Source organism: uncultured Duncaniella sp., assembly GCF_910577345.1.
Classification (GTDB): domain Bacteria; phylum Bacteroidota; class Bacteroidia; order Bacteroidales; family Muribaculaceae; genus Duncaniella.
In genome coordinates this window covers 47,805-73,059 of sequence record NZ_CAJTMT010000010.1, presented here as the reverse complement: position 1 = coordinate 73,059, position 25,255 = coordinate 47,805, and the positions used below count along the sequence as shown (strand labels likewise).

The window sequence follows — 25,255 nt, the reverse complement described above, 5'->3', positions numbered from 1 at the left end:
ATAATATTTTAGCTACGGTTTTCATAGGTCAGTCTTATTTTTGTGTCAGATATTCGTTCTGTTTGAAAATCAAAGGAAGGAATTCATTGAGACAGCGACGCCATGTCAGCCACTCGTGATGAGTACCTTCTGATGAATAATATGTATGGTTTATGCCTGCTTCCGCAAGGGCTTTGCTTATGCTGTCGCTTCCGAAATTCTCCTCCGTACCCATTCCGAGAAACAGAGTCCGGACACGCGAATTGAACGCAGCCGCATCGTTGAAGACACCTCTGTAGGCATTCTCAAGGCCGTCAGACAGAAAGAACAACGCACCACTGAAAGCCCCGATATGGGCGAATTTGTCAAGATTGTAGAGTGTTGTCTGGAAGGTTTCATGACCACCCCATGAAAGCCCGGCCATCGCACGGTTGTCGCGGTCGGTGTATGTCCGGAAATTCTTTTCTATGAATGGTATCAGTTCGTTCAGCATTATAGGCGTGAACGACGCGCCGAATTCATCGCGGGTCTCCCCTTCCCGTGCACCGAATATGTAGTCACAATTTCCGTTATCCATCACGACAATCATAGGCACGCACTTACCTGCGGCAATCTGATTGTCGAGAATATTGGCCATCTTTCCCTGCTGATGCCATCCGCGCTCATCCTCTCCCATACCATGCTGGAGATAAAGTACAGGATAATGCCTGGAGGAATCCTTGTCATAATCGGCAGGAGTATAGACAAAACACCGGCGTTCGGAATTCTCCAGTCCGGAGTAGTATCTGCACTCTCTGACCTGACCGTGGGCTATGTTTTTGTCAAAAGAATAATATGCCGCTGTTGCATCATCCTCCGGGATTTCAATTCCTCCTGCTTTACGTCCGCAACCATAGAATGTCTCGGAAGCCGGATCAATCACCGACACTCCGTCGATAATCAGGAAATAGTAGTGAAATCCTTTGACAAGCGGATTAGTCGTGACACTCCACAAGCCATTGCCGTCACGCGTCATATCATATCTTGTGCCGCAGATGTCCACCTTGACATCCTTGGCTTCGGGAGCAAACAGCCGGAAGGTGGCTCGCGAATCTGAATCGACGCAGGGATAGTTTGCCTGTGGAATGTTGGTCACCGCAGGAGTTCCCTCCGCGAGCGAAAGGCCAAAAGATTGTAAAGGGAACGACAGTGCCAGAACTGCGGACAATATTAAATTTTTCATACCGATATTTTGAATATATTGATGAGAGGTAATGTTATAAAAATCACCGCCGGGATGGGAAGTGCACGGGCCATCCCGGCGGTGGACAGGCCATTATCACAACGGCCTCCTTCTACCAAAATAATGAATTAATACGAATCAGTTTCTACACTATTTGCCACCGGCAAGACCTTCGGCAAAACCTCCGTAGGCCGGTTTGCGGCTGTAGTTGCTGTCCCAGAGTCCGATGGGTTCACCGGGACGCCAGCCGGAACCTTCTGGGCTGTCGGTCTGTGCCCATTGGCAGATACCATACTGCTGAGCGGGAGGTATGATTTCAAAATACTTCTCGATTACAAACTTATAGTATGCGGCCATGGCCTGCTTCTGTTCGAAGGTCTGATCTTCCGTTTTGACTGTATTACCGTTTTCATCACAGAGTCCCATGTCGAGTTCGGTGATGCGGACAAGTTTTCCGGACGCAGCCATGAGTTCGAGCATCTTGACAACGTGGGCCTCTTTCGATGCCTGTGTCTCGGGGTTCATGTAGCAAGTGATGTGCATCTGCGACCCTATGCCGTCAATCTTCGTCACACCGTCCGATTCCCACTGCTCGATCCATGAGATGAGGCTCTTCAGTTTCTGGTTGTCATCCCAGTCGGATTCGAGGTTATAGTCATTGATGAAGAGTTTGAGTTCTTCGGGATTTCCTCCGTTCTCTGCAAAATACTGACGGGCAAACTTGACGGGAACACGCACGAAGTTGTCACCGAGATAATCCTGCCAATAGAACTTGTTGGACTGGTCGCCGGATGCGGTCGCAGCGTGCTGCAGATCATAGCGCTGTCCCCAGGGGCCTCCGGAAATTGCCTCATTGACAACATCCCAAGCCTTGACCTTGCCTGCGGTGGCTTCCATCATACCTTTGACCCAACGTTCCATTTCATTGGTGAGGATTTCAGCTTTTTCCTCGGGAGTCAAAGGAATGGTGTTACCGCTGCGTTCGATTTCAAATGTGATGTCATCGATATAGAATTTTCCTGAGGTGTCAGCCGACGAAAGGTTGAACGCGATGGAGCCACATCCGTCAGCACCGGCATGATCAGACGTGATGCTGCCTGTCCAGACATGTTCCTTCCACTCGGTGGTTGCGCTCAGTGTGCCGATGAACGACCAGTGATGGTAGGCTGTCGGTTCGCCGTGAGCCTGCGTGTCAATGCTGCGGTCATCAGTACAACGGTAGCGGAAAGTGACCTTCACCTTATCGTCAGGCATGAGAACGATGTTTGATTTGATGAAGAACTGTGCATCCCATGCAGTTGCGGGATTAGCAGGCAAAGCCACTTCATAGACATGTCCGTCACCGAAAGGATTGTCGACAATACGGGCAGCCTGAAGTCCAGCGCCTTCAACTGAATAGAATGATGTTCCCTCCTCACCTTCGGCATCGCCGTTGGCAACGAGCGATTCATAATAATTGACCGACGGAGCCTCGGAGTGCGACAGTTTCACCCATTCGATTTCAAGTTTGCCATCGTATGTTCCGGGCTGGAACACAACGAAGCTGCTTTCAGTGGTGATACCGTCAATTGTCACCGCACATTCACTCCATTCATCAGTGAACTGCATTTTCTTTTCCATCAACGCTCCCCAGTTACCGAGCTGCACGTTCAGTTCACCTGCTTTGCTACCCTTGATGCGGGCCGTTACGGTATAACTCCGTTCCGGAACGGTTGAAAGTCCGTCCATGATGAAGAACTGATACCAGCTTCCGGGATATTCCGGAACAGTCAGGATTCCATTGATAATCTCAGGTTCATAGCCCATCACATAGAAAGGAAATTTCGCATCATTCTTGAAATCCTTGACGGCATCCTCGACTTCATTCTTCGCATCCGGATCAACTTCCATCTCCTTGTCGGCGATAAGGCCGTTGAGCCATTTGACATTCTGTTGTTCATGCCAGCAGAGAGTATGTCCGTAGACCTCGATTCCCGCCTTTTCGGCTGCTTCGACAAAGGCTGTGACAGTACTGAAATCCATCTCCCCGTTGTCCTTGACGACCGAAGCATATTTCATGGCGTTTCCGGCTGTAATCTGGTCGAAGTTCGCATTGGTGATACGGTAAACCTGACCGAACTTGTTATAGTCCGGAGCTGCCACGCCAACTCCGAGTTTGAAATCGGGATTTATGCCGGTACGCTGACGGAGATAGTCCTTCAGGTTGCCGTAAGCGTTGAGATACTCGTATTGAGCGATGCTCGCAGGCTTCTCGACATAATAGTTGTCAATCTCCTGGTCGGCACATCCCGTGAGGGATGCACCGGCAAGAAATGCGAGCCATAATTTATGGTTTGTTTTCATTTAAGTACCAAATTTACAGGTTATCGGATAGTGTAGCTGAAAGTAGTGAGATGATTCTGACGGTCGCGGGCCACGAGTGTCTCGGTCACGTTGACCTTATATTCTGCGGTGGCACCTGTCATCTCATTAACGATGTAGGGAATCGAGTAGGAATATTCAAGCTCAATCTTGTCACGGTCTTTGTTGCCCCATGCCTTAGGTGCGCCGTGATAAGTGTACTTACCTGTACCCGAAGCCGTGCAGCCGGGAGTCTCTGTTGAAACTGTCACGTTGCCGTTGTCGTCAATCTTAAGGATAAGTTCGCAACTGATATTTCTCTCTCCGTCTCCACCGTCAGGGCCGACGTAAGTCACGGCATGAGTGAATTTGTAACGCGATTCGGTGAGTGATTTCGAACTGAGCTCCTTGACATCCGCGCTTTCCCAATTCGAGGGATTTGTTTCGGATGAGAATGCATGACCGTTGTTGGTTCCGGTGGTCTTCGACTTGCTGAGCCATATCCCATCCCATCTGTTCATATACTTGACGGCATAGAGGGTATAGTTCTTGGGAAGTGTAGACCACTGGCTGTTATCGACAAGGCTCGGCGCTGAACCCTCGACTTTAGCCTTGCCTTCAAGGATTGAGTCAGAGGCGGAAGTGATGCGCACCGGGAGGACATAGTGCATATTGACAGCTTCAGGGTCTGCGAAGAAGGCATCTTCAAGTTTCACTTTCAGATAGCCGAGCACCTTCCCTTTCTCAATCGTGACCTTGGTGTCGTTGAGGAAACTGTAATAGGACTGCGGAAGCACCTTCATTTCCGAACCGTCGGAGAACTGCAGACCATCCACAAGCGAGGGGTCTACCTCAAGTTGGGCCCAACGCTGCTTCTTGTTTGTGTTCACACCGCCGAGCACGGGGCAGAGCTGGAAAATATGCTCGTTGTCAAGAGAGGTGTCATAGTCACCATCCTCGCCGAGAGTGATGGTGCGGACAGGTGTCTGCTGGGCAAACGAGATGGTCTGATACACATAGTCGGGGAAGTCCTTGCTGTCATTTTTGCAGGATGAGAACGCCAAAGCTGTTGCAAGGAGGGGGAATATTATCTTTTTCATGATTTCAAATTTGAGTTTTTTACAACGTTACCAACCGGTATTCTGCTGGAGTTCACTGAATTTCAACACTTCCGAATATGGAATCGGGCCGTAGGACATATAGTCCTTATAGTTGCGGGTCTCCACATCGAAGATATTGAAAATATTGCCTTCGATACGCATACCTGTTGCGGTCGTGTTGACCTCAGCTTTCCAACGACGGAGATCCCAGAAACGGTGACCTTCGAATGAGAGTTCTATACGGCGCTCGTTGCGGATGAGCTCACGCATCTTGTCCTTGTCACCCTTGATTGATTCAAGGTAGGCATCGCCGTTTTCAACACCTACACCTGCACGGGCACGGAGTGCCTTGACTACATCGTAGGCTGAATAGGAGTGCGAACCTGTTCCGGTCGGACCCCACGCTTCATTGGCGGCCTCGGCATAGAGAAGGAACATTTCAGTGTAGCGGATACGCGGAGTGTAGTGATACTCCTCGGTTGTTCCGTTGGGGTCAAGACTGATGTCTGTACGGAGGAGCTTGCGCAGATAGTAGCCGGTACGGGTCGACGAACCGTTGAGCTTGTTGAGGGCATCATTGTTGGTACCGTCGGCAGCAGTGGTGATGGTAGCGTTGGAGAGACCCATCTTCATGCCGTTGTAGACGACGTAAGCAGTAAGACGCGGATCGCGGTCAGTGTATGGGTTGGCGGCATCATATCCTCCGGCCTCTACGGAAATGGGATAACCGTTGGCCATCGGGAAGGCATCGACGAAATTCTGTGTCGGGTTCACTTTTCCTTTGCCATAGATGGAAGGGGGATAGTTGTCAGTCTCAAGTGAATTTGACTTCGAGCGTTCGCTCATCCAGAGGACTTCGGCCGGAAGAGAAGTGGAGGTGATATTGTTGATGTCAGTGACATTGCAATACCATGTCCAGCCTGTCGGGTCCATACCTTCGACACCACCTATATGGTCAAGCACTTTCGCACCTGCGTCAGCTGCATCGGCCCATGTGATACCCGAACCCTCGGCAAAGCGGGGACTTGCACCGAGAAGATTAAGCTTTGCAAGGAATGCCTCAACAACACGGCCTGAAATACGTCCGCAGAAATTGTCGCCGAACACTCGGGTCACCTGAGTCATTGAAGCTCCTGAATAACGGTTCTGAAGGCGGGTCATCTCCTCGGCATTGCCATACTCCCAGGGAAGCACATCGAGCGCCATCGCAGCATCGCGGCGAATAGCCTCCACACACTCCTCAAAAGTGTTGCGCGGGATATTGAAGTTCGAGGACTGATCCTCGGCAGTTTCCAGAATAGGCACACCGAGCAGACGGCCATCGGAAGTATATCCGGCATGTGATTCAAGCAGGAAATAGTTGTACATCGCACGGAGTGCGTAGGCCTCAGCCTTCTCGCGGTCACAGAACATCTGTGATACCAGCTCATCGTCAGCCCAATGCACGCGGTCACATCTTTCGAGGAACATATTGATATACTGGATAGCCGATTTGCATTGAGTCCAGCGGTCAAACGGATTGTTGTCAGCAGTCCATGAACCGGCGGCAGCTTTGCGGTAGCTGTTTCCGGTGTCATTCGACACGGCATCGTCCGTAGCGACTTCGTTGAACGAGTATGACGCAATGGGAATTCGGGTGTAGCCGTTGGCGAGGATACCTTCGGCATACTGGGCATTGTTATACATGTGGTCAATACCCAGATTGTTTTCAATGGCCGGTTCAAAAAGATCGTCACATGAAGCGAGCATTGCGGCCAATGGTATGATGAATAAGTATTTTTTCATTATTTCAGTTGTTTCCGGTTTAGAAATCGACTTTCACACCCAAAGTATAGCAGCGGGTCTGGGGAGTTGAGCCAACGTTCATTTCAAGCAGCTTGCGCTCCTTGGAGATTGTGGCGAGATTGTCACCGCTGACATATACCTGAAGTCCCTTCACGAACTTGTCGCGGAAAAGAGATGAGGCAAAGTCGTAGGTAAGCTGCACTTTGTTGAGATAGAAAGCATCGGTGGAATATAGCCAGTAGTCCGATGCGACGAAGTTGAGTTCTCCACCCTGGGTTGTCAGGCGGGGGAAGGTTGCGGTAGCGGCGGTTTCGGGTGTCCAGCGTCCGCGGACAACTTCGGAATACTTCTTATCACCATAGACAGAATAGTATGGCATATCCTGCTTGAGATTGTGGCCTCCGTAGTTGCCCGAACCGGCCACGAAGAGGGTGAAGTTGTTCCATTTCGCAGTGAGGTTCACGCCCATCACGAAGGGTGCTCTCCACTTGCCGAGAACCACCTGGTCCTTGCCGTCAATTACACCGTCACCGTTCTGATCCTTGTATTTCAGATCGCCGGGACGGGTATTGTTGTTGATTTTCGCGGAGGAAGCCACATCCGCCTCATCAGCGAAGTAACCGAGACATTCATAGCCACGGAGTGCATCGGCCGATGCACCGGTTGAACGCAGCCAGTCATATTCGACGGTCTCGTTGATGCGGGTGTTCTTCGAAGTGGCATACATACCGTTGACACCGAGAGCAAGATACACCTTTCCGAAATCCTTTGCAACGTTCACGCCGAAATCAAAGCCGGTGCGACGCTGATTGTTGTAGTTGATGTAGGGACGGAGGTCGGAAACGGGCCAATAGCTCATGAAATAGTTGGGATATGTGCTTGATGCTATTGTCAACTGGTCATTCAGGTCAATGTTGAAGAAATTGGCATTGAGATTGAGCACACCGTTGAAGAGTGTGGCATTGAGACCGGCATTGAACTCCTTACGCTTGACAAAACCGAGATTGGGGTTACCGCCACGCTTGGAGTCGGTGGTCTGCATTGAGTTGTTGGTCTCACTCCATCCCCACCATGTACCTGTCGAGGTAAAGATGTCGGCATACATGTAGTAGCTTTCAATGTCAATGTCCTGGTTGAGCAGACCGTAGGATGCGGTGAGCTTGAGGTTGTCAAGCCAGTTGACATCCTTCAGCCATTCTTCCTGACTGATGCGCCATCCGAGCGATGCTGTCGGCGAGAAAGCCTGACGGTGACCGGGTGCGAGCTTGGAGGAGTGGACTGCCGCACCGCTGAACTGAGCATAATACTTGTTCATGTAGTCATACGTTACATCCACACCGAGGTTGGCATTGCTGACACGGTGATATTCACCTGAGGTTGTGACCTGATAGCCGTTGGCAAGGAGCATTGCCTGAAGATTGTGCGCGTCGCCGAAAGTCCTCTTGTAGTTGAAGAGGGCGTTGAACGTGATTGTCTGGCGGTCGGTGCTGCCTGACACATTCTGTGTGGCTGTCGACTTGTCGAGATTGAACTTCGTGAGTGAAGCAATCATGTCGTGGCCGAGCGCATTGTCCCATGTTGCCTGATAGGTCGCATAGTCATTGTTGATTGAGGTGACGTAGCTTGTCGAATAGTCAACGGCATACTGCGCACGGAACGAGAGGCCGGGCAACAACTTTGCGAGGTCAATGTCAAGTCCAAGGTCAAACTGGAACTGACGGCTTGTGTAGGTGTTGTGGCCGGCGGCATACATCGCTGCAAACGGGTTGGTCGAATACTGCTGGGTTCCACCGAGGAGATATTTACCGTCGACGATATGCGAACTGTTGTTGATATATGTCCACGCGGTCTTGTCGGAGGGGTCTATGGCCGAGATGGGAATCAGCGGAACGAGAGGAGCCGCGCCGGGGTTTGTCGGACGAAGTGTCGCTGACGAGGCCCAGAAATTGGAATTGTCACTGCGGACATCGTAGAACGATGCACTTGTGTTGACCCAACCGCTGATCCAGTCGTTGAGACGGAGGTCGATATTGCCACGGACATTCAGACGGGTCGTGCCGTTCTTCTTGCCTTCACCGAACTTGATGAGGTCATCGACATGATAAAGACCCACGTTGGCGTAGAACTTTGCAAACTTACCTCCGCCACGGAACTCGGCTGTGCCGTCATAGCGCATGTAGTTCTTCTTCAGATAGTCATTTGAGAAGAAGTTGACATCCGGGTAGCGGAAAGGATTGGTTCCGGCAGAATAGTTGTAGATGTCCTCCTGCGAGAAGGCGGGAGAGAGACCGTCATTGGCAAGTGCCTCATTGTAGAGAGTGGCATACTCAGCCGAACCGAGATATTTGGGATAACTCTTGGGGACAAAGAGCTGGGCATTCCCGCGCACACTCACCTGCAGGCCCTTGTCGTTGCCGCGCTTTGTGGTGATGAGAATCACACCGTGCGCACCACGGCTACCGTAGAGCACCACTGCCTGCGCGCCCTTCATGAATGTTATCTGTGCGATTTCACTCGGAAGAATATTGTTGGCATCGCGGGGCACACCGTCGACCAGCACAAGCACTTCGCCCTGATTCCAGAGCTGACCGTTGTAGCCGCCGACAAACGACTGCATGTCGTTAAGGCTATATGTCGAATAGTCCTTTTCGATGAGTTTCTCCATATCCACTTCCGAAACGCCGCCAAGAAGATCCATCTTGTCGACCGTGCGGAAGGCCACATGGACTTTTGTCGAATCGAGAAGCTCATCAGCGTTGGCAGTGCTTCCACCAATCAACGCCAAGGCACTCAAAGCTATAATTTTTTGTATCTGTTTCATGAGATTCTAATTAAGGATGATTACCAGCCTGGATTCTGCTTGAAGTCAGCCGACATGTTGCAGTCCGACTTTTTGAGGGGGAGCCAATAATGCTTCTCCGAGTAGCTGCGGGCAACAATCACTTCTTCGTGGAAGCCGCTGACGGCATTGTTCTCGGGATGAGCCTTGTCAAACTCTCCGCTGCGGGTGAACTCGACTGAAGTCTTGTTGGCATACTCGGGTTTGTCAATGAGCATCCAGCGCCGGAGGTCGTTGAAGCGATGGCCCTCAAAGGAGAGTTCAACCGCGCGTTCGCGGCGCACCTCGCTCATGAAGCCGTCGAGATTCCCTGTGAATTTGGCATTGACCTCTTCAACTCCTGCACGGGTGCGGATTTTGTTGATGGCATCGAGTGCGGAGAGGGAACAGGCCGACGACTTGCCTGTCGGTGTTCCGGTCGCCTGCGAAGCTGCTTCCGCATACATCAGATAGACATCGGCGAGACGCAGATAGCTGAGACCGATTGTGAACTGCGGTGAATAGCCCCAGCCGTCATCATAGCGGTTACAGGTCTTGTGGAGGAACTTTTTCAGTGCATAGCCGGTGCGCGAGGCGGTATTGACATCGCGTGAGGCTCCGCCGGTGAAAAGTTCGATGTTGGGAAGCTCACACTGGTAATTGTCGGTTATGAGACAGCCGTCAAACACAATGTCATTGTAGAAACGGGGGTCACGGCCCTTCCAAGGATGTGTCTTGTCCCATCCTGACTGCGGGTCATCGAGAGGAAGACCGTTGGCCATACCGTAGTTGCTGACATAATTGGCGCAGGGGCTGAGATTGTTGCCACCGCCGTCGGGATGGTAAGGAGTCGGGACATACTGGAGGGCAAGACCATAGCGGGTGTTCTGCCAGGGATCCCATTCCGGACCACGGAAGATGACTTCTGTCGACCCGGGCATACGTCCGTTCTGACCGTAGGAATAGAACACATCCGCGATATTGGCATAATCGACAAGTTCATACTGTGTCTGACCCGTTTCCACGAGATTGAGAAGTTCGCCAAGAGCATCGGCAGCCTTCTGGGCATATTCTTTATTATAGGTGGTGGCACCGGTGGATTCACGGTTCATCAGCGGTGAAGCAGCCCAGAGGTAATTCTTGCCGAGATACGCAAGAGCCATGACCTTGTTGATACGGCGCTGGTTATTACCGTTGGTGATGATGCTGATTGAAGTCTTGTCCCAGTCGATTGGAAGAAGATCGGCGGCACGGCGGAGGTCGGCGGCAGCCTTGTCGGCACATTCATGGTAGGAAAGACGCGGACGGGTGAGCTGTCCGTTGGCATTCATCACCTCATCAATATAAGGCAGGCCGCCGAAATATTGCATGAGCATGAAGTGGAACCAACCGCGGAAGAAGAGGAGCTGACCTTCGATGGCCTTCCTCTGCTCAGTCGTCGCATCGGTGAGGAGCTCAAGATTCTCAAGACCCATGTTGCACTGACGGATACCCCACCATGCGCAAGGCCACAGACCTTTCTTGAAACGGTCCCTTTCTCTGGGCTGGAAATCCTTGCGGTCGAGCCAACCTGTTCCCCAGCCGTCGAATTCGCTCTGCCATCCCCAGAAATCACCCTGGTCAATTTTATAGACCATGTGATAGTTGATGTTGGCGCTCGTCACCTCATCGTCACCCCAGTTGAAGGAGTTTGTCCAATAGCCCTTGTCGAAAAGAGGGATATTATTGTAGAGAGGCTCGACGAATCCCTGGAAATTGGTGAAATCCTTGAACGGCTCGGTCGCGGAGATGTCGGACTCCTCTGACTTGTCAAGGTAGTCGGAGCATGAGGTGGCGGCAAAGATGACACCAAGACTCAGCAGACCGGCTTTTATATATGCAAACTGTTTTTTCATTGTTTAAGGCGTGTTTTAGATATCAAACTTAAAGCCAAGGTTGAAACGGCGGACAGTAGGATAGGCACCCTGCGATGCGAGACCTGTTCCGGCGAAATTCGATTCGCGGTCGTCGGGCATCCTTGACCACATCCAGAGGTTGTTGCCGTTGAGATAGAGTTTGAACATGCTCATGCCAAGTTTCTTGACCCAACCGTTGGTCCATGTATAGGCAATCTCGGCATTTTTCAGACGGATATATGAGCCGTCGTAGTGATAGCGGGTTCCCTCATAGTAGGAAGGTGTCGTGTTCCATCGGGGAAGCGGACTGTCGGCATTCTGATTTGAACCGGACCAGTATGAGCCTTCGTCAAACACGTTGTTGAGGTGGTTGTTGAGAGACTTGAAACCGACATAGCGTGTCACGTTGGTAACACCGTAGAACTGCACGAAAGCGCTGAAACCTCTCCACTCGAATCCGATAGTGGCGCTGTAGGTATTCTCGGGCGTACCGGTGTAGCCGTAGGGTGCGCTGTCGTTTGAGTCAATAACACCGTCACCGTTATAGTCGACGGATATGTACTGACCGGGAAGTTTATGATTGTCGTTGGTGTTGTGCTGCGTCATACCGATGACCTCATCCCAGTTGTTGGCAAAACCTGCTGTGTAGGTGGCATGGTCCTGACCGATGGCGAAACCGGTGTTTTTCTGATAGGCGGGTGTCAGCTCAGGGTCGTCATACGACAGAATTTTGTTTGTCGCATGAGTCATGTTGAAATTGCCCCAAAGGTGGAAATCACGTCCGAAAGTGTAGTTGAGACGGAGTTCGAGTTCGAAACCGGAGGTGCGGACACGACCGAGATTGGCGGTAGGAGCTGTGGTTCCATAGTAGCTGGGAACAGCTCGTTTGTCACCTGTGATGAGGATGTCGCTGCGCTTGTCGCGGAAGAATTCAAGGCTACCTGCGGCGAAATGGTTGAAGAAAGAGTAGTCAATACCGAGGTTCTGCTTGATGGCTTTTTCCCAATGCACATCCGGATTGCCGACTGCCTGCTCGTAATACCATATATAAGGTGATTCTGTCTGGCGGTTGATGCCCTGATAGCCTTGGCCACCGTAGCCCATCTGGGTTGCATAGAGCCAGCGGGAGGGAACATAGTCGTCACCGACCTCACCGTAGGAGTAACGGACTTTGAGCATATCAAGCCAGCCACGCGAGAATTTCATGAAGTTTTCTTGTGAAATCATCCAGCCCACCGCACCTGAATTGAAGAAGGCAAAACGGTGTTTGCTGCTGAAACGCTCCGAACCGTTGTAGGCACCGTTGTACTCGACAAAATACTTGTCGGCAAAGTTGTAGGTTCCGCGGAATGCCCAGTCCTCACGATAGTTGGTGAACTGCGAACCGTAGGTGTTCTCCGTGCGGTTGAACACACCCATGAGCGAAACGTCATGCTCGTTAAACTTGCGTGCCCAGTAGAGCTGAGCCTGATAGAAGAGATTGCGGACGGTCTGATTGTTGTCGACACTACCGCCACTTGTGTTCCATTTGATTCCTTCGTTGAAATCAAAACCGGTCTTGGTGTCGCCTACCTGAGAAGTTGTCACCTCACCTGTAATCGGATTGATCCACTTTTGCTGATAGGAGTTGTAGAGGTCATTGATACCGCGTTCACCCTCGACAAAAACATTGTCCCACGACACGAGTGCCGAGGCACGGAGGCCCTTGGTTATGAAACTGAGATCCTGCTCGATAGCAAAGTCCGTATTGATTCTGGTAGTGGTCACCTTTTCGGCTCCTGCAAGCGCAAGGTTGGTGACGGAGTTGGGCGAGCCTTGGGTGTCAAGAGGATAATATCCCCATGTCCCGTCAGAGTAGCGGGGAAGGAAGGTGTCGTGCGGTGCGCTGTAGGCAGCCTGCCAGAGCTGGGTTGTGCCCCATTCGCTGTCATTCATCTTCCACGGACGTTTTTTCTCTCCGTTCATGCCGAAGAGGTTCACCTTGAAGACGGTGGTGGGAGTAATCTGGAAATCGAGGTTCGAACGGACGTTCACACGGTTGTAGCCATAGCCTGATTTGTAGCCGCGACCGTTGTCCCATGTACGGAAAAGGTCACCTTCATGGAGGAAGTCGATAGCAGCGAAATATTTCACATTCTTCGTACCGCCGGCTACATTGATGTTGGGGTTATAGGACATCGCATAGTCCTTGAAAAGTTCCTTCTGCCAGTCGACATCTACATAGCGCTCCCACTCGTCGCCGGGATTGCGATACTTCTCGATGAGCGCATCGGGATAGATGCTTGCCCACGAAGAGGGGTCGACACCGAGTTCACGCTCGATGGCCTGATTGCGGATAAGCATGGCATCGGCCGAGCCGAGAGTCTCGGGAAGTTTTGAAACGACCTTGGCAGTGGCATTCATGCCGATAGAGATTTTCGCACGTCCCTCTTCACCGCGCTTGGTGGTGATGAGGATGACACCGTTGGCACCTTTCACACCATAGACGGCTGTCGCGGATGCGTCTTTGAGAACGGAAATAGTCTTGACCGAACTGATGTCGACCGAACTCATGGGACGTTCGATACCGTCGACAAGCACCAGAGGATTGGAACTGTTCCATGAACTTGCGCTTCGGATGACAATCTGCGGATCCTCGTCGCCGGGCATACCGGTTGACGATGTGGTCACAACACCGGGAAGATTACCGGTAAGAGCCGCTCCGACACTGCTCACACCACCGGCACGTTCAAGAGTCTCACCTGAGGTCTGGGTGATGGCACCGACGATGGAGGCCTTTTTCTGCTGACCGTAACCGACGACGACCACTTCCTCAAGCATCTCCGTGTCGGAAACGAGCGTTACATCAACCACGCTGCGTCCGTTGACCTTGACGGACTGCGAGACCATGCCGACATACGAGAAATCGAGCACTGCGGTTTTCAGACTTGGAACATTGATGCTGTACTGACCGTCAAAGTCAGTAGCCACACCCTGGGATGTTCCTTGCAGGAGCACTGTCACTCCTATCAGTGGTTCACCGGTGTCGTCAACCACCGTACCCCTGACCGTATCGGCGTATGCCCCTACCGTGCCGAAACTCAGATAGAGCAACAGGAGTGAAATGCATCGAAATAGTTTCTTTACATTTTCCATTGTTATTAATTTAAAGTAATATAATTGGGTTGGTTATCGTGAGCGACAAAAGGAGGAGAGATATAGGGATAAAGTCGGTTAAATGTCATAAACTAAATATTATTGGAAGCATAGACTCCGACTGTCGTTCCGGTGAAACCTCCGGCCTTTGCGGTCGATGTGAATCCGGCATCAACGCCCGATGCCACTTCCGTCCATGTCCGTCCGCCGTCGGCTGAATAATGGAAACTCAAATCAAGGCCCTTGGAGTCAACTTTAAGTTTAAGATTGTGGGAATCATCATTTATGGCCTTCGATGCAAGATCTTCAACACCATTCTCGCTTATCTTGCGCAGGACCACACAGTGGCCGTTTTCATTGCGGGTTTTGGCGAGGAGATACTGATGGGTCTCATCCTTCATGAGCAGAAGACCGGCACACTGCTTGTCATGTTCGGGATCAAAAGTCACACCGGTGGTGGCAGTATAGTTATGATGATGTATGCGACGTCCGATGTAAGGAATCACAGCTTTTTCAGAAGATGTCACATCCGCACACTTGACAGTGAGAAAGCCGGGATTGTCGGTGAGTGAATAGAAATTTCCGGCAGTTCCGCGGAGTGTCATCCAATCCATGCCTAAAACTGAGTCAGTAAAATTGTCAACACGTGCAAAGTTTCCGAAAGTGACATCCGAGCTACGTTTCACGCCTTCGCGACGGAGCTGCATGGGGACAGTCTCACCCTCGCGTGTCATGTAAGGCCAACCGTCTTCAGTCCATTTCACGGGCATCATGAATGTTTCGCGGCCGAGATTCTCCATGTCATCCTTGACAGGACGACAGGCAAGGAATACGCTCCACCAGTCACCCTCCTTGGTCTGCACAAGGTCAGCATGGCCGGCGCAGGTGATGGGATTAACACGGTTGCGGTCGAGAGTGCGCTGAGTAAGGATAGGATTTCCCTCCCAAGGAGTATAGGGACCGAATGGCGAGGGACCACGGTAGATGACCTCGCTGTGCCAGGTGCTTGTTCCGCCCTCAGCTGTCATCAGATAGTACTGCCCCTTTATCTTATAGATATGTGGACCTTCACACCAGATAGGTTTCTCTTCGGGACGGCAACCCTTGTTGACAACGATTTTACGTTCGCCGACACACTTATCGGTAGCGGTGTCGAATTCCACGACCCTGACGGTTCTATGGCCGGGGTATTCGGGATTATTGTCGGGGGCATCGTCATTGTTGACAATATAACCCTTGCCATCCTCATCGAAGAAGAATGCCGGGTCAATGCCCTTCACTTCCGGAAGCATGATGGGATCGCTCCATTCTCCGAAGGGGTCTTGAGTCTTCACGAAGAAATTACCGGAACCAACATTGGTGGTAATCATGTAATATGTCTTGTTGGCCGGATTGTAGGCTATCGCAGGAGCGAAAATACCTCCGCTGACATGCTGCTTCTCCATATTCTGCAACTGTGAGGGACGCGAAAGCACATGACCGACCTGCTTCCAGTTGACAAGGTCACGGCTATGGAAGAGAGGCACGCCGGGAAAATAGGTAAATGTCGATGTGGCGAGGAAATAATCGCCGTCACCATTGGTACAGATTGAAGGGTCGGAATACCATCCGGGAAGGATGGGATTGTAGAATGAACTTTCGTCAGCCAGCGGATTGGCATTGTAGTAGTCATCGTTGCCTTCGTAGGTGAAGGAATCAAAGATGGCCACCGACTTCTGCGGCTCGATCGCCTTCGCGTCCGTTGCCGAACCGCAGCTTCCGAGTATGCCGACCATGGCGGCCGAGAGGGTCATCAAGGTTAGTTTTGTTTTCATGAATCCGAAATTTTTTCGATGATTGTGATGGTTGGTTAAACATTGCAAATTTATGTTGTTAACCTCAGAGAGACGGCTGCCGGATGGCTCCATTCCTTTCATATCCGTAGCATCCATCGTTCGAATTTGTATCTTTTCCGTTCATTTTTATATCATGATCAAAAATAAGCCTCTAAATACCAGTGAATTGAAAATAGCCATACTGAAAATGGCCGAAACTCACGTTCCGGCCATTTCAGCGTAGTGTGTTCTTTAAAGGTAGTATTACCAAAATGCAAACATGAAAGAAAACTACGTCAAATTAATCTATACAAGATAAAACAAATCTTTAAACAATCTTTATTACTCTTAATAGAAGCTTACCTTAATCAAAAAAGATTATTCACTATACTTAATAGATAAGTGTGATGTCTGATGATATTATCCGGGGAGACGTTTGTATCTGAAATAATCAATGTCGACATATCCGCCCGGTGTCAGAGTGGCGTAATTATAGATGGCGAAACGGGTTCCCATGAAGAACCGGCGGTAGTCAAATATCATCTTGAAATCCGTCCCTACAGATTGCCAATTTTTTCCGTCGGTGCTGAAATGGAAGCGGGCTATGTCGCGTCCGGGTCTGAAATCAGCCTCTATCCTGAGATAGACGCAATCAGACCGAAGAGGAAGACGCCTGATTTCACTGTCGCTGACATCGGTAATTGCATGTCCATCTCCAAGACTTACAGAAGAAGTTGAGACCGAAAGCCATGTCCCATCCGAATCCTTAACAACTGAAAGGAGTCCTGAATCACCGTTGAATGCAGCGAAGCCTGCAACATCTCCCGGTTTCATCCCGGATATATCCATCTTTATCTCAGCTTCGCACTGCGGCCCTTCCATTCGTTGGGTAATCGTGTTCGGAGCATCGAAAATGCTCCGGGAAAGACGCGGCGTGGTCAGGCGCAGATGCCCTTTCCGCTCGGTGAGCGACCAAGCATCGTCGACCGGATTGTGGTTCCATTCCCAAAGTATTGATTTCTTTCCGTCGGAAAATTCATCGGAAGCGGCAATTCCATCGCCGGTCACCGGAACGAGCTTCTTGCAAACCGAAGCCGGAACCTTGCCGTCTGAATCACCGAGCATGGGCCATTCGTCGGTCCAACGACATGGGTTGAGCGTCAGTATACGCCCTACTCCTCCGCGATCCTGAAAAATCATGCCCCACCAGTCTCCGTCAGCACCGTCGACCAGACATCCCTGTCCGACGTAGGGAAATCCTCCGAATTCCGATTGGAGAACAACTTTTTTCTCGTAAGGCCCGGTAATGCTATCGGCCCTGTAGCAAAGCTGTCTCCTTGCCTGACCTGAAGGCCATGAGATGACAAAGGCATAATACTTTCCATTGTGTTTGATGACGCGGCTTCCTTCATGAAGACCGGTCTCCGTGGAGTCGGGACGGATGACAACTGTATCAACCCCGTCCGGCTTCACACCGGAAAGGTCCGGCATCAGCTCCCGAAGGCGAATTTCGCCACCATTATAATATACATAGACTCTGCCATCATCGTCAAACAGCAGCGATGCATCATGGAAATGGTCGGTGCGGCAAACAAGCTCCCATTTCCCCGCCGGGTTGGCGGTTGTGTATATATAGGATTTATACGGTTGGTCGTTGGGCGAGAACAGTACATAGAATCTGCCATTATGGTAGCGCAGCGATGTCGCCCACTGTCCCTTTCCGTAGACAGTTCCTCCTTCAAGGTCATAGCGTGGAGTGTCGGTGAGGCGGTCAAAGACATAGCCGATAGTCTCCCAATTGACAAGATCCTTCGAGCGCATCACCGGACATCCGGGCATCAGATGCATGGTCGTCGATACCATATAGTAGTCATCACCAACACGGATGACGTCGGGGTCAGGGACATCGGCCCATATCACGGGATTGGTAAACGACTCATTTGTCACGCATCGCCCGACGGACGATACTGATGCGACAAGCATGAGAAGTATGGCAAGTTTTTTAATCATAAACTTTACTATTTTAAGGTTAAACGAGGAAAGGCATAAAAGCCTGCGGTTCTCACATTGCAAAATTAGCGCGAAAGACTCTAATCCGCGTTATCCTATCACTCATCGAGGTAAATCAACGATTTGCAGACATTTCTATTTGCATCATTCGCATTAATATTTGTAACATCCCCTTCTTTTGGGTTCCGGCAGTTCATTTTCAAACAAAAAAATTTCTTAATTTTGCAATGTTCAGATAATCTAAACTATGAGTACAATCAAAGTATTATTTGCGTTTTTATTGCTTGTTCTTTCAGTCGGAGATGTGACGGCGATGCACAACACCCGCCTCTTCAACGACCGGAGTCTCGTATCGTCCAACTACAGCAGTTTCTGCCTTGACAGCGACGGCTCACTTTGGATCGGCACACAATCGGGTCTGCTCCGTTTCGACGGAACGAGCTTTGACAAATATCTTCATGACGACAGGTCGGAAACATCACTAAGCGACAACCGCATCATCAAGATTATCCGTGATGAGACCGACCGTATATGGGTGGCCACATGCGAAGGCCTCAACCTCTACAATCCCGACTCGGATTCTTTCACACGCATATCTCTTCCAAACACGACACTGAAAGGTTACATCTCGGACATCATGCAACAATCCAATGGCGACATATTCTTTATGGTAGCCGGTGTCTGGCTCTATGTCCTTGATTTCTCATCCGGGGAACCTGTGGCCGTAAGAAATATGCCGCTTGAACAGGAAATGCTGGGCATCAACACTCTCGCCGAAAGTCCCAACGGTGAATTGCTCGGAGGCACACACAACGGTGATGTGATACGAATTGCCGCCAATGGACAAATCAGAATGTATCATCCTGCCTCTTCATACATCAAGATTCTTCTCCCCGACGGCAACAAAAACATTTTTGTCACGACCAATGACAAGGCATGGATCTGGAATACCACCACAGACGTTTTCGAGGAAGTTGCCATAGAAGGAAATCCGGTGCTGCACAGTGCGACAGTCACACACGATGGCGACATTCTTGTCGGGACTGTTGGAGGAGGACTTTACGAGCTCAAAAAGGGGGACCGTAAACTCACCCGTTACAGCGAATGTCGGAATCCGCTCGTCAACATTGACAGAGCCCGCATATCCACCCTTTACGAAGACCCCCGCAAAAATCTATGGTTGGGATGTTCGCATCAGGGAATACTGATGGCTCCCGCTGATGGACTCCCATTCAATTTCATGAGCCTCGAAAACATTCTCCCGAACTATTCCGGCGGAACTACAGTCGTATGCACCGTCCCCGGTGACGAGACTATCTGGGTCGGCATTGACGACGGACGGTTGGCCAACATCGACAGATACAGCCGACTGCTACACTCAAAGAATTTTGGCGGAGCCATAAGTTCAATCCTATATTCTCCTCGTCATAAACGCATCTATATCGGAGTGGACAACCACGGACTCTACGAAGTGGATCCTGTCACCCTATCAACGCGTCAGATCCTTAACGTCCCCGGACGTTATATAGCCCGTCCGGTCATAGAGGACAAAAACGGCGACATTTATCTCGGAATACACGGCCGAGGCGTCATGAAAGTCAATCCTTCGACACTTGCAACCGAGCAGCTTAAGGAAAATAACGACATTTCAAGTCTGCGTTGGACATCTTCGCTCCTGTGTGATTCGCGCGGGAGAATATGGATCGGTATGTTCGGTGCGCTTGCCGTCTATGATGTAGACTCAAAGCAACTCACATCCATCAGTGCAAAATATCCGCAGCTCAACAAGGGTGTCCACAACGCCATTGCCGAAGGACCTGACGGCAAAATCTGGGATGCGACAAGCTACGGTCTTTTCATCATTGACCCTGACAACTTCACCCACTCCCGACTCACTACGAACGAAGGACTTTCCGACATCCTGCTCTCGTCAATAGTCTTTGACAAAGATGGCAACGCATGGGTCGGAACCCACGACGGGATAAACCGGATTGACAGCCGGAGAAACATCACCGTGTTCCGCGCCAACGACAATATGGCCGACATCGACTATGCGTCTGCAGCAACTGCCGGCGACGGTGTCAATCTTCTGTTCGGTGGCAACAACGGCCTGACATTGTTCAACCCCCGCACGTTGAAAACTCCGACGATGGACTATGAGACATACATTTCGGGTTACTATCTCAACGGCGAAAAAGTGACGCGCGAGAGCCGCACACTGGCCGGAAACAAACAAATCCTGTCCGGAGATGAGCACATCAATCTCTCCTATAAGGAGAATCCTCTGACCCTGCGGATGTCGACCCGCGATTTCCGCACAACCGACAACTTGATTTATCAATGGCGCATCCCGGGAATCGTCAACGACTGGGTTTCGACTTCGCCGGGAAGCAACTACATCACCCTGCCACATTTCCAGTCGGGGAAAGTCCATCTGCAGATACGCGCCGGTGAAAACGGAGAGTTCTCAAAGGTCAAGACCATCACAATTTCAGTCACTCCGCCGTGGTACCTCACCCTTCCGGTCAAAATTTTCTTCTGCGCACTTATATGTGTGCTCATAACGTTGGCTGTCATTGTCCTGCGCAAAAAGAATACCGAACGCATCAATGAAGAAAAGATCAAATTCTTCATCAACGTTTCCCACGAAATACGCTCACCGCTCACACTGATTCTCGGTCCGCTCGAACGCATCATGAAAAAAGACCATGATGCCGAGACAGCCAAAAATCTCAACGCAATCCACAGGAATGCCAACCGCATCCTCGCCCTTATCAATCAACTCCTCGACATTCGAAAGATTGACAAGGGTAAAATGGAAATCGAACGTTCGGAAACGGAGCTGATAAGTTTCACACGCGACCTCGTTGAAATATTCCAGACCCAGGCGGAGGAAAAGCGGCAGAAACTCAGTTTCTCTACCTCCTCGCCTGATTTGACACAATTGAATGTGTGGATTGACCGCAACAATTTCGACAAGGTGCTCGTCAATCTCCTCTCCAACGCCATCAAATATACACCTGCCGGCGGAGATATAAATGTCAACGTCACAACCGGAATCGACACCACCATCGGCGATTACGCTGAAATCACTGTCACTGATACAGGCATCGGACTCGACGAGAAAAACATCCACCGGATTTTCGACCGCTTCTATCAGGGTAAATTCAACAAGGGCGAAATGCCTCTTGGATTTGGAATCGGGCTGGACCTCTGCCGCCAGCTCGTCGAGCTCCACGGCGGAACAATCTCCGCATCCAACCGCACTGACACGAAAGGCAGCCGGTTCACTGTCCGTATTCCTTACCGTCAAGCCCGCTCCACGGCTACAGATGCCCACCACGAAGCAGCAGTTCCGCAGGGAGAACACTCCCGCGCCATCAAGTTTGAGCCAAAACTTGCCTCCACATCTATTCCCGACACCAAACGCCCCCGCAAGGCTTCATCCGTCAAAATTCTTGTCGTCGATGACGATCCCGAAATCCGGGCCTATCTCAGCGATGTTCTCTCCACAACAGGACAGGTCACCGAAGCCTCCGACGGAAAGGAAGCGATGCGCAGTGTCACAAATTCGGCACCCGACCTTATAATCAGCGATGTAGTCATGCCGGAAATGGATGGTCTGCACCTGCTGAAGACATTGAAATCAAATGTCGGGACAAACCATATTCCCGTCATCCTCCTCAGCTCGAAAAACGACGTGGCCGACCGAATGGCCGGATGGGACAAAGGTGCCGATGGTTACATTGGGAAACCGTTCAATATCAACGAACTCCTCGCCCTTGTAGACAGCCTCATCGACAACCGTCTGCGTCTCAAAGGAAAATTCTCCGGCATCCAGCAGCAGGACAGCAACATCGACACCCCTATCCTGAAAGGAAACGACAAGGCGCTTATCGACAAAATCGTGCAGGAAATCAACGACCACCTCGACGATCCCGACCTCAACGTCGAGAAACTCTGTCAGCAAGTCGGTCTCAGCCGTGCCCACCTCAACCGCAGGATGAAAGAACTCTTCGGCCTCACCCCAAGCGAATTCATCCGCAACATCCGTCTGCGCAAAGCCTGCGAGCTCCTGCGCCGCAATGACATCGACATCTCACAGATTGCCTACAGCGTCGGCTTCACCTCCCAACCCCACTTCTCGACAGCCTTCAAACGCTTCACCGGCTTCTCCCCCTCCGACTACCGCACAAACAACCCGGTAGACAATGCCGAATCCTGAGGCAGAATAAATTTTCACAATACCGCCCTTCAGATTATGGAAGAATGCTTCCTATTGTCCACTGTAATTTCTCCTATTGGCCTCTCCCTACGTAGCACGAGCCTTTTGCTTTCATACTCAGTCAACTCGTCAAGCTCTTTCTCTGCTCTACGAGTTTGCATCACAAAATACGTTTGTGCTTGAGCCATAATGGTTTTAGACGAATCAGAATTGTGCACTGCACGATAGCACGCATAGCGGTTCTTTTTAATGTTATCTATCTCATGTTCAGCGCTTGAACCAATTGAAACCTTTTCGGCGAAAGGGACGAATTGGTCTGCAGACCTAATGCCACTATTATAGCCGCCAGACCAGGCTTTTCTTGGCTACTGGGAATAGCATCCGGTTAATTTGCAAAGTTGATTACTTTTCAGTAATTTTGTCGTTGACCACAAAGTAAAAGAATCAAAAATGCCAACAGTTTTCGACCTTTTCGGAATCCGCGCCTTTATCATCCCTGGCGATCATGAGCCTATTCATGTTCATATCGAATCCGAAGGAGGATTTGCAAAGATACAGGTATATCCTGAAGTAAAAATAATCAAATCAGATGGCATCAAGACTGCAAAAGTAAAGAAGATTCTCGCACTTGTGAGCAATTTTAGCGAAGAAATCGTTGAAGTATGGAACAAATATAACTCATATAACTGTTGATTATGGAAAAGATTCAGGAAATATGGTTTGATAATGGTCGCATCTATATGCGTTCGGTTTCCGGTAATATTTTCAGTCGCCCTCTTGAGGCCTTCCCGGTTTTAAAGGATGCAGACAATGTGGAGCGCCAGCAATTCTATATCTGGGGCAACGGAGAATATGTACGTTGGCAATCATTGGACGAAGATTTATCTGTGGCATCATTTATGGAAATACAGGAACCCAATCCTGATAATGAAGTTGCAGAAATATTCAGACGCTGTCCTTGGCTTGATATAGCCGAAGTTGCAAAATACATCGGTATGCCTAAGGCTGTACTTGATAGATTTATTTATGGTATATGGAAACCTAAAGAAGATGTGATGGCCACTATTAAAAATGGCATTAAATCCATGGGATCAGAACTATATCTGGCAGTTTCATGACAATCGCTGAATAGATTTTGAACTGCACATACCTATCTCTTACGGCTGGAACTGCTCAACAGTAGTTTCAGCCATTATTTTATGACTGCACGCTGACATCCAATCCCCCGTACGCATAAACCAAACCCCTCCACGGCATTGTGTAGTTACCGTGGAGGGGTCGTGTGGTGGGGATGTTACTGTCCGCGCTTGTTAAAAATACCTTAAAATTCCGAGGTGAAATGGAAGCGGATCTTAGGAAAATCGTTCTGGGCCATCTGGAGGACATAGTTTGAGTCGGCGAGGAATACGTCGCGACCTTCACGGTCCACGGCCATGAACTGGAATTTGCGTTTCTTGAAGGCTGCAAGTGCTTCGGCGTCATCGCTTTCAATCCAACATGCTTTGTAGAGCGAGATTGGCTCCCAGCGGCACTGTGCTCCATATTCGTGGAGAAGACGGTATTGAATCACCTCGAACTGCAGTTGCCCGACTGTACCGATGATCTTACGGCCATTGAACTGGTTGACAAAGAGCTGCGCAACGCCCTCGTCCATAAGCTGCTGTATACCCTTGTCGAGCTGCTTGGCCTTCATCGGGTCACTGTTCTCGATATACTTGAACATCTCAGGCGAGAAGCTCGGCAGACCCTTGAAATGAAGTGTCTCGCCCGAAGTCAGAGTGTCGCCAATCTTGAAATTGCCGGTGTCGGGAATACCGACAATATCGCCGGGATATGCCTCGTCGACAATATTTTTCTTCTGAGCCATGAACGCTGTAGGAGCAGCAAATTTCATGGTTTTTCCCGAACGGATGTGACGATAAGGAGCATTGCGCTCGAATTTGCCGGAGCAAACCTTAACGAAGGCGATACACGAACGGTGGTTGGGGTCCATATTCGCATGAATCTTGAACACGAAGCCTGAGAATCCTTCCTCGTCGGGTTTGATCTCACGCTCCTCTGCATTTGTCGCACGTGGAGCAGGCGCAATCTGCACGAAACAGTCGAGCAGCTCCTTCACACCGAATGTGTTGAGGGCCGAGCCAAAGAAAACGGGGGCTACACGTCCTTCAAGATACTCTTCGACATCAAATTCGGGATACACACCTTCGATAAGCTCAAGATCCTCACGGAGCTTAGCTGCATCGACTTCTCCGACATTTTCGTCAATACGGGGGTCATCGACCGAATCGATTTCCACGCGCTCGCTCACCCTCTGCTTGTCGGGGGTGAACAGATCGAGCGAATGTTCGAAGATATTGTAAACGCCTTTGAATTTCGCACCTATATTAATAGGCCACGACAACGGGCGGACCTTGATTTTCAATTCACTTTCAAGCTCGTCGAGGATGTCGAACGGGTCGCGGCCCTCACGGTCAAGCTTGTTGACAAAGATGATTACCGGAGTATTTCTCATTCGGCACACCTCCATCAGTTTGCGGGTCTGTTGCTCGACGCCCTTCGCTACGTCGACAACGATGATTACGCTGTCAACGGCAGTCAGCGTACGGTAGGTATCCTCCGCAAAGTCCTGGTGACCGGGAGTGTCGAGGATGTTGATTTTGTAATCTCCATAATTAAAACCCATCACCGAGGTTGCCACCGAGATACCGCGTTGTTTTTCAATCTCCATCCAGTCGGAGGTCGCGGTCTTCTTGATTTTGTTTGATTTCACTGCACCTGCCACATGGATAGCACCACCGAAAAGAAGAAGTTTTTCAGTCAGTGTGGTCTTACCGGCATCAGGGTGCGAGATGATTGCAAATGTGCGCCGACGCGCTATTTCGTCTTTTAAAGCCATATCTGCTTGTCGTTTTCGTAAATGATTGGATGG

13 protein-coding genes are annotated in these 25,255 nt (G+C 50.4%); 3 read left to right on the top strand and 10 right to left on the bottom strand.

Translation table 11 applies throughout. The annotated features are described in order from the left end of the window. Positions 1–34: 34 nt before the first annotated feature. The 9 genes from QZ310_RS06310 to QZ310_RS06270 form a co-directional block, all read right to left on the bottom strand. The gene (locus QZ310_RS06310) at positions 35–1,201 is read right to left on the bottom strand and encodes an alpha/beta hydrolase-fold protein (protein WP_297071538.1); all 1,167 of its coding nucleotides are present in this window, start codon (positions 1,199–1,201) and stop codon (positions 35–37) included. A 150-nt stretch (positions 1,202–1,351) separates the two neighbouring features. After that, positions 1,352–3,544 carry an endo-1,4-beta-xylanase gene (locus QZ310_RS06305; RefSeq protein ID WP_297071536.1) on the bottom strand — a complete coding sequence of 731 codons (2,193 nt, stop codon included), beginning with the start codon at positions 3,542–3,544 and terminating at the stop codon, positions 1,352–1,354. 20 nt (positions 3,545–3,564) lie between these two features. Next, complete coding sequence (locus QZ310_RS06300; protein WP_297071534.1) at positions 3,565–4,641, bottom strand: DUF5627 domain-containing protein; 1,077 nt, start codon at positions 4,639–4,641, stop codon at positions 3,565–3,567. 27 nt (positions 4,642–4,668) lie between these two features. Beyond that, positions 4,669–6,426: a RagB/SusD family nutrient uptake outer membrane protein gene (locus QZ310_RS06295; RefSeq protein ID WP_297071532.1), complete on the bottom strand. Its 1,758-nt coding sequence runs from the start codon at positions 6,424–6,426 to the stop codon at positions 4,669–4,671. A 19-nt stretch (positions 6,427–6,445) separates the two neighbouring features. Further along, positions 6,446–9,247 carry a SusC/RagA family TonB-linked outer membrane protein gene (locus tag QZ310_RS06290; RefSeq protein ID WP_297071530.1) on the bottom strand — a complete coding sequence of 934 codons (2,802 nt, stop codon included), beginning with the start codon at positions 9,245–9,247 and terminating at the stop codon, positions 6,446–6,448. A gap of 20 nt (positions 9,248–9,267) precedes the next feature. Then, positions 9,268–11,139 carry a RagB/SusD family nutrient uptake outer membrane protein gene (locus tag QZ310_RS06285; RefSeq protein ID WP_297071528.1) on the bottom strand — a complete coding sequence of 624 codons (1,872 nt, stop codon included), beginning with the start codon at positions 11,137–11,139 and terminating at the stop codon, positions 9,268–9,270. A 15-nt stretch (positions 11,140–11,154) separates the two neighbouring features. Continuing rightward, a complete protein-coding gene (locus tag QZ310_RS06280; protein WP_297071526.1) occupies positions 11,155–14,274 on the bottom strand; it encodes a TonB-dependent receptor in 3,120 nt (1,039 codons plus the stop codon). Between the two features lie 92 nt (positions 14,275–14,366). Then, entirely contained in the window at positions 14,367–16,049 is a 1,683-nt protein-coding gene (locus QZ310_RS06275) for a glycoside hydrolase family 43 protein (protein WP_297071569.1), read from the bottom strand. A 459-nt stretch (positions 16,050–16,508) separates the two neighbouring features. Continuing rightward, positions 16,509–18,098, bottom strand: a complete 1,590-nt coding sequence (locus tag QZ310_RS06270) for a glycoside hydrolase 43 family protein (protein ID WP_297071524.1) — start codon at positions 18,096–18,098, stop codon at positions 16,509–16,511. A gap of 247 nt (positions 18,099–18,345) precedes the next feature. On the opposite strand from QZ310_RS06270, the gene QZ310_RS06265 reads away from it, so the two are divergent. The 3 genes from QZ310_RS06265 to QZ310_RS06255 all read left to right on the top strand — a co-directional run bounded on the left by QZ310_RS06265 (position 18,346) and on the right by QZ310_RS06255 (position 23,441). Next, positions 18,346–22,323 carry a response regulator gene (locus tag QZ310_RS06265; protein ID WP_297071523.1) on the top strand — a complete coding sequence of 1,326 codons (3,978 nt, stop codon included), beginning with the start codon at positions 18,346–18,348 and terminating at the stop codon, positions 22,321–22,323. A gap of 450 nt (positions 22,324–22,773) precedes the next feature. Further along, complete coding sequence (locus tag QZ310_RS06260) at positions 22,774–23,016, top strand: DUF4160 domain-containing protein (RefSeq protein ID WP_297071521.1); 243 nt, start codon at positions 22,774–22,776, stop codon at positions 23,014–23,016. Positions 23,017–23,018: 2 nt separating this feature from the next. Further along, a complete protein-coding gene (locus QZ310_RS06255; protein WP_297071519.1) occupies positions 23,019–23,441 on the top strand; it encodes a DUF2442 domain-containing protein in 423 nt (140 codons plus the stop codon). A 203-nt stretch (positions 23,442–23,644) separates the two neighbouring features. Here QZ310_RS06255 and QZ310_RS06250 read toward each other — a convergent pair whose 3' ends face one another. Then, positions 23,645–25,222, bottom strand: coding sequence for a peptide chain release factor 3 (locus tag QZ310_RS06250; RefSeq protein ID WP_297071517.1), 1,578 nt, complete (start codon positions 25,220–25,222; stop codon positions 23,645–23,647). Between the last annotated feature and the right edge of the window lie 33 nt (positions 25,223–25,255).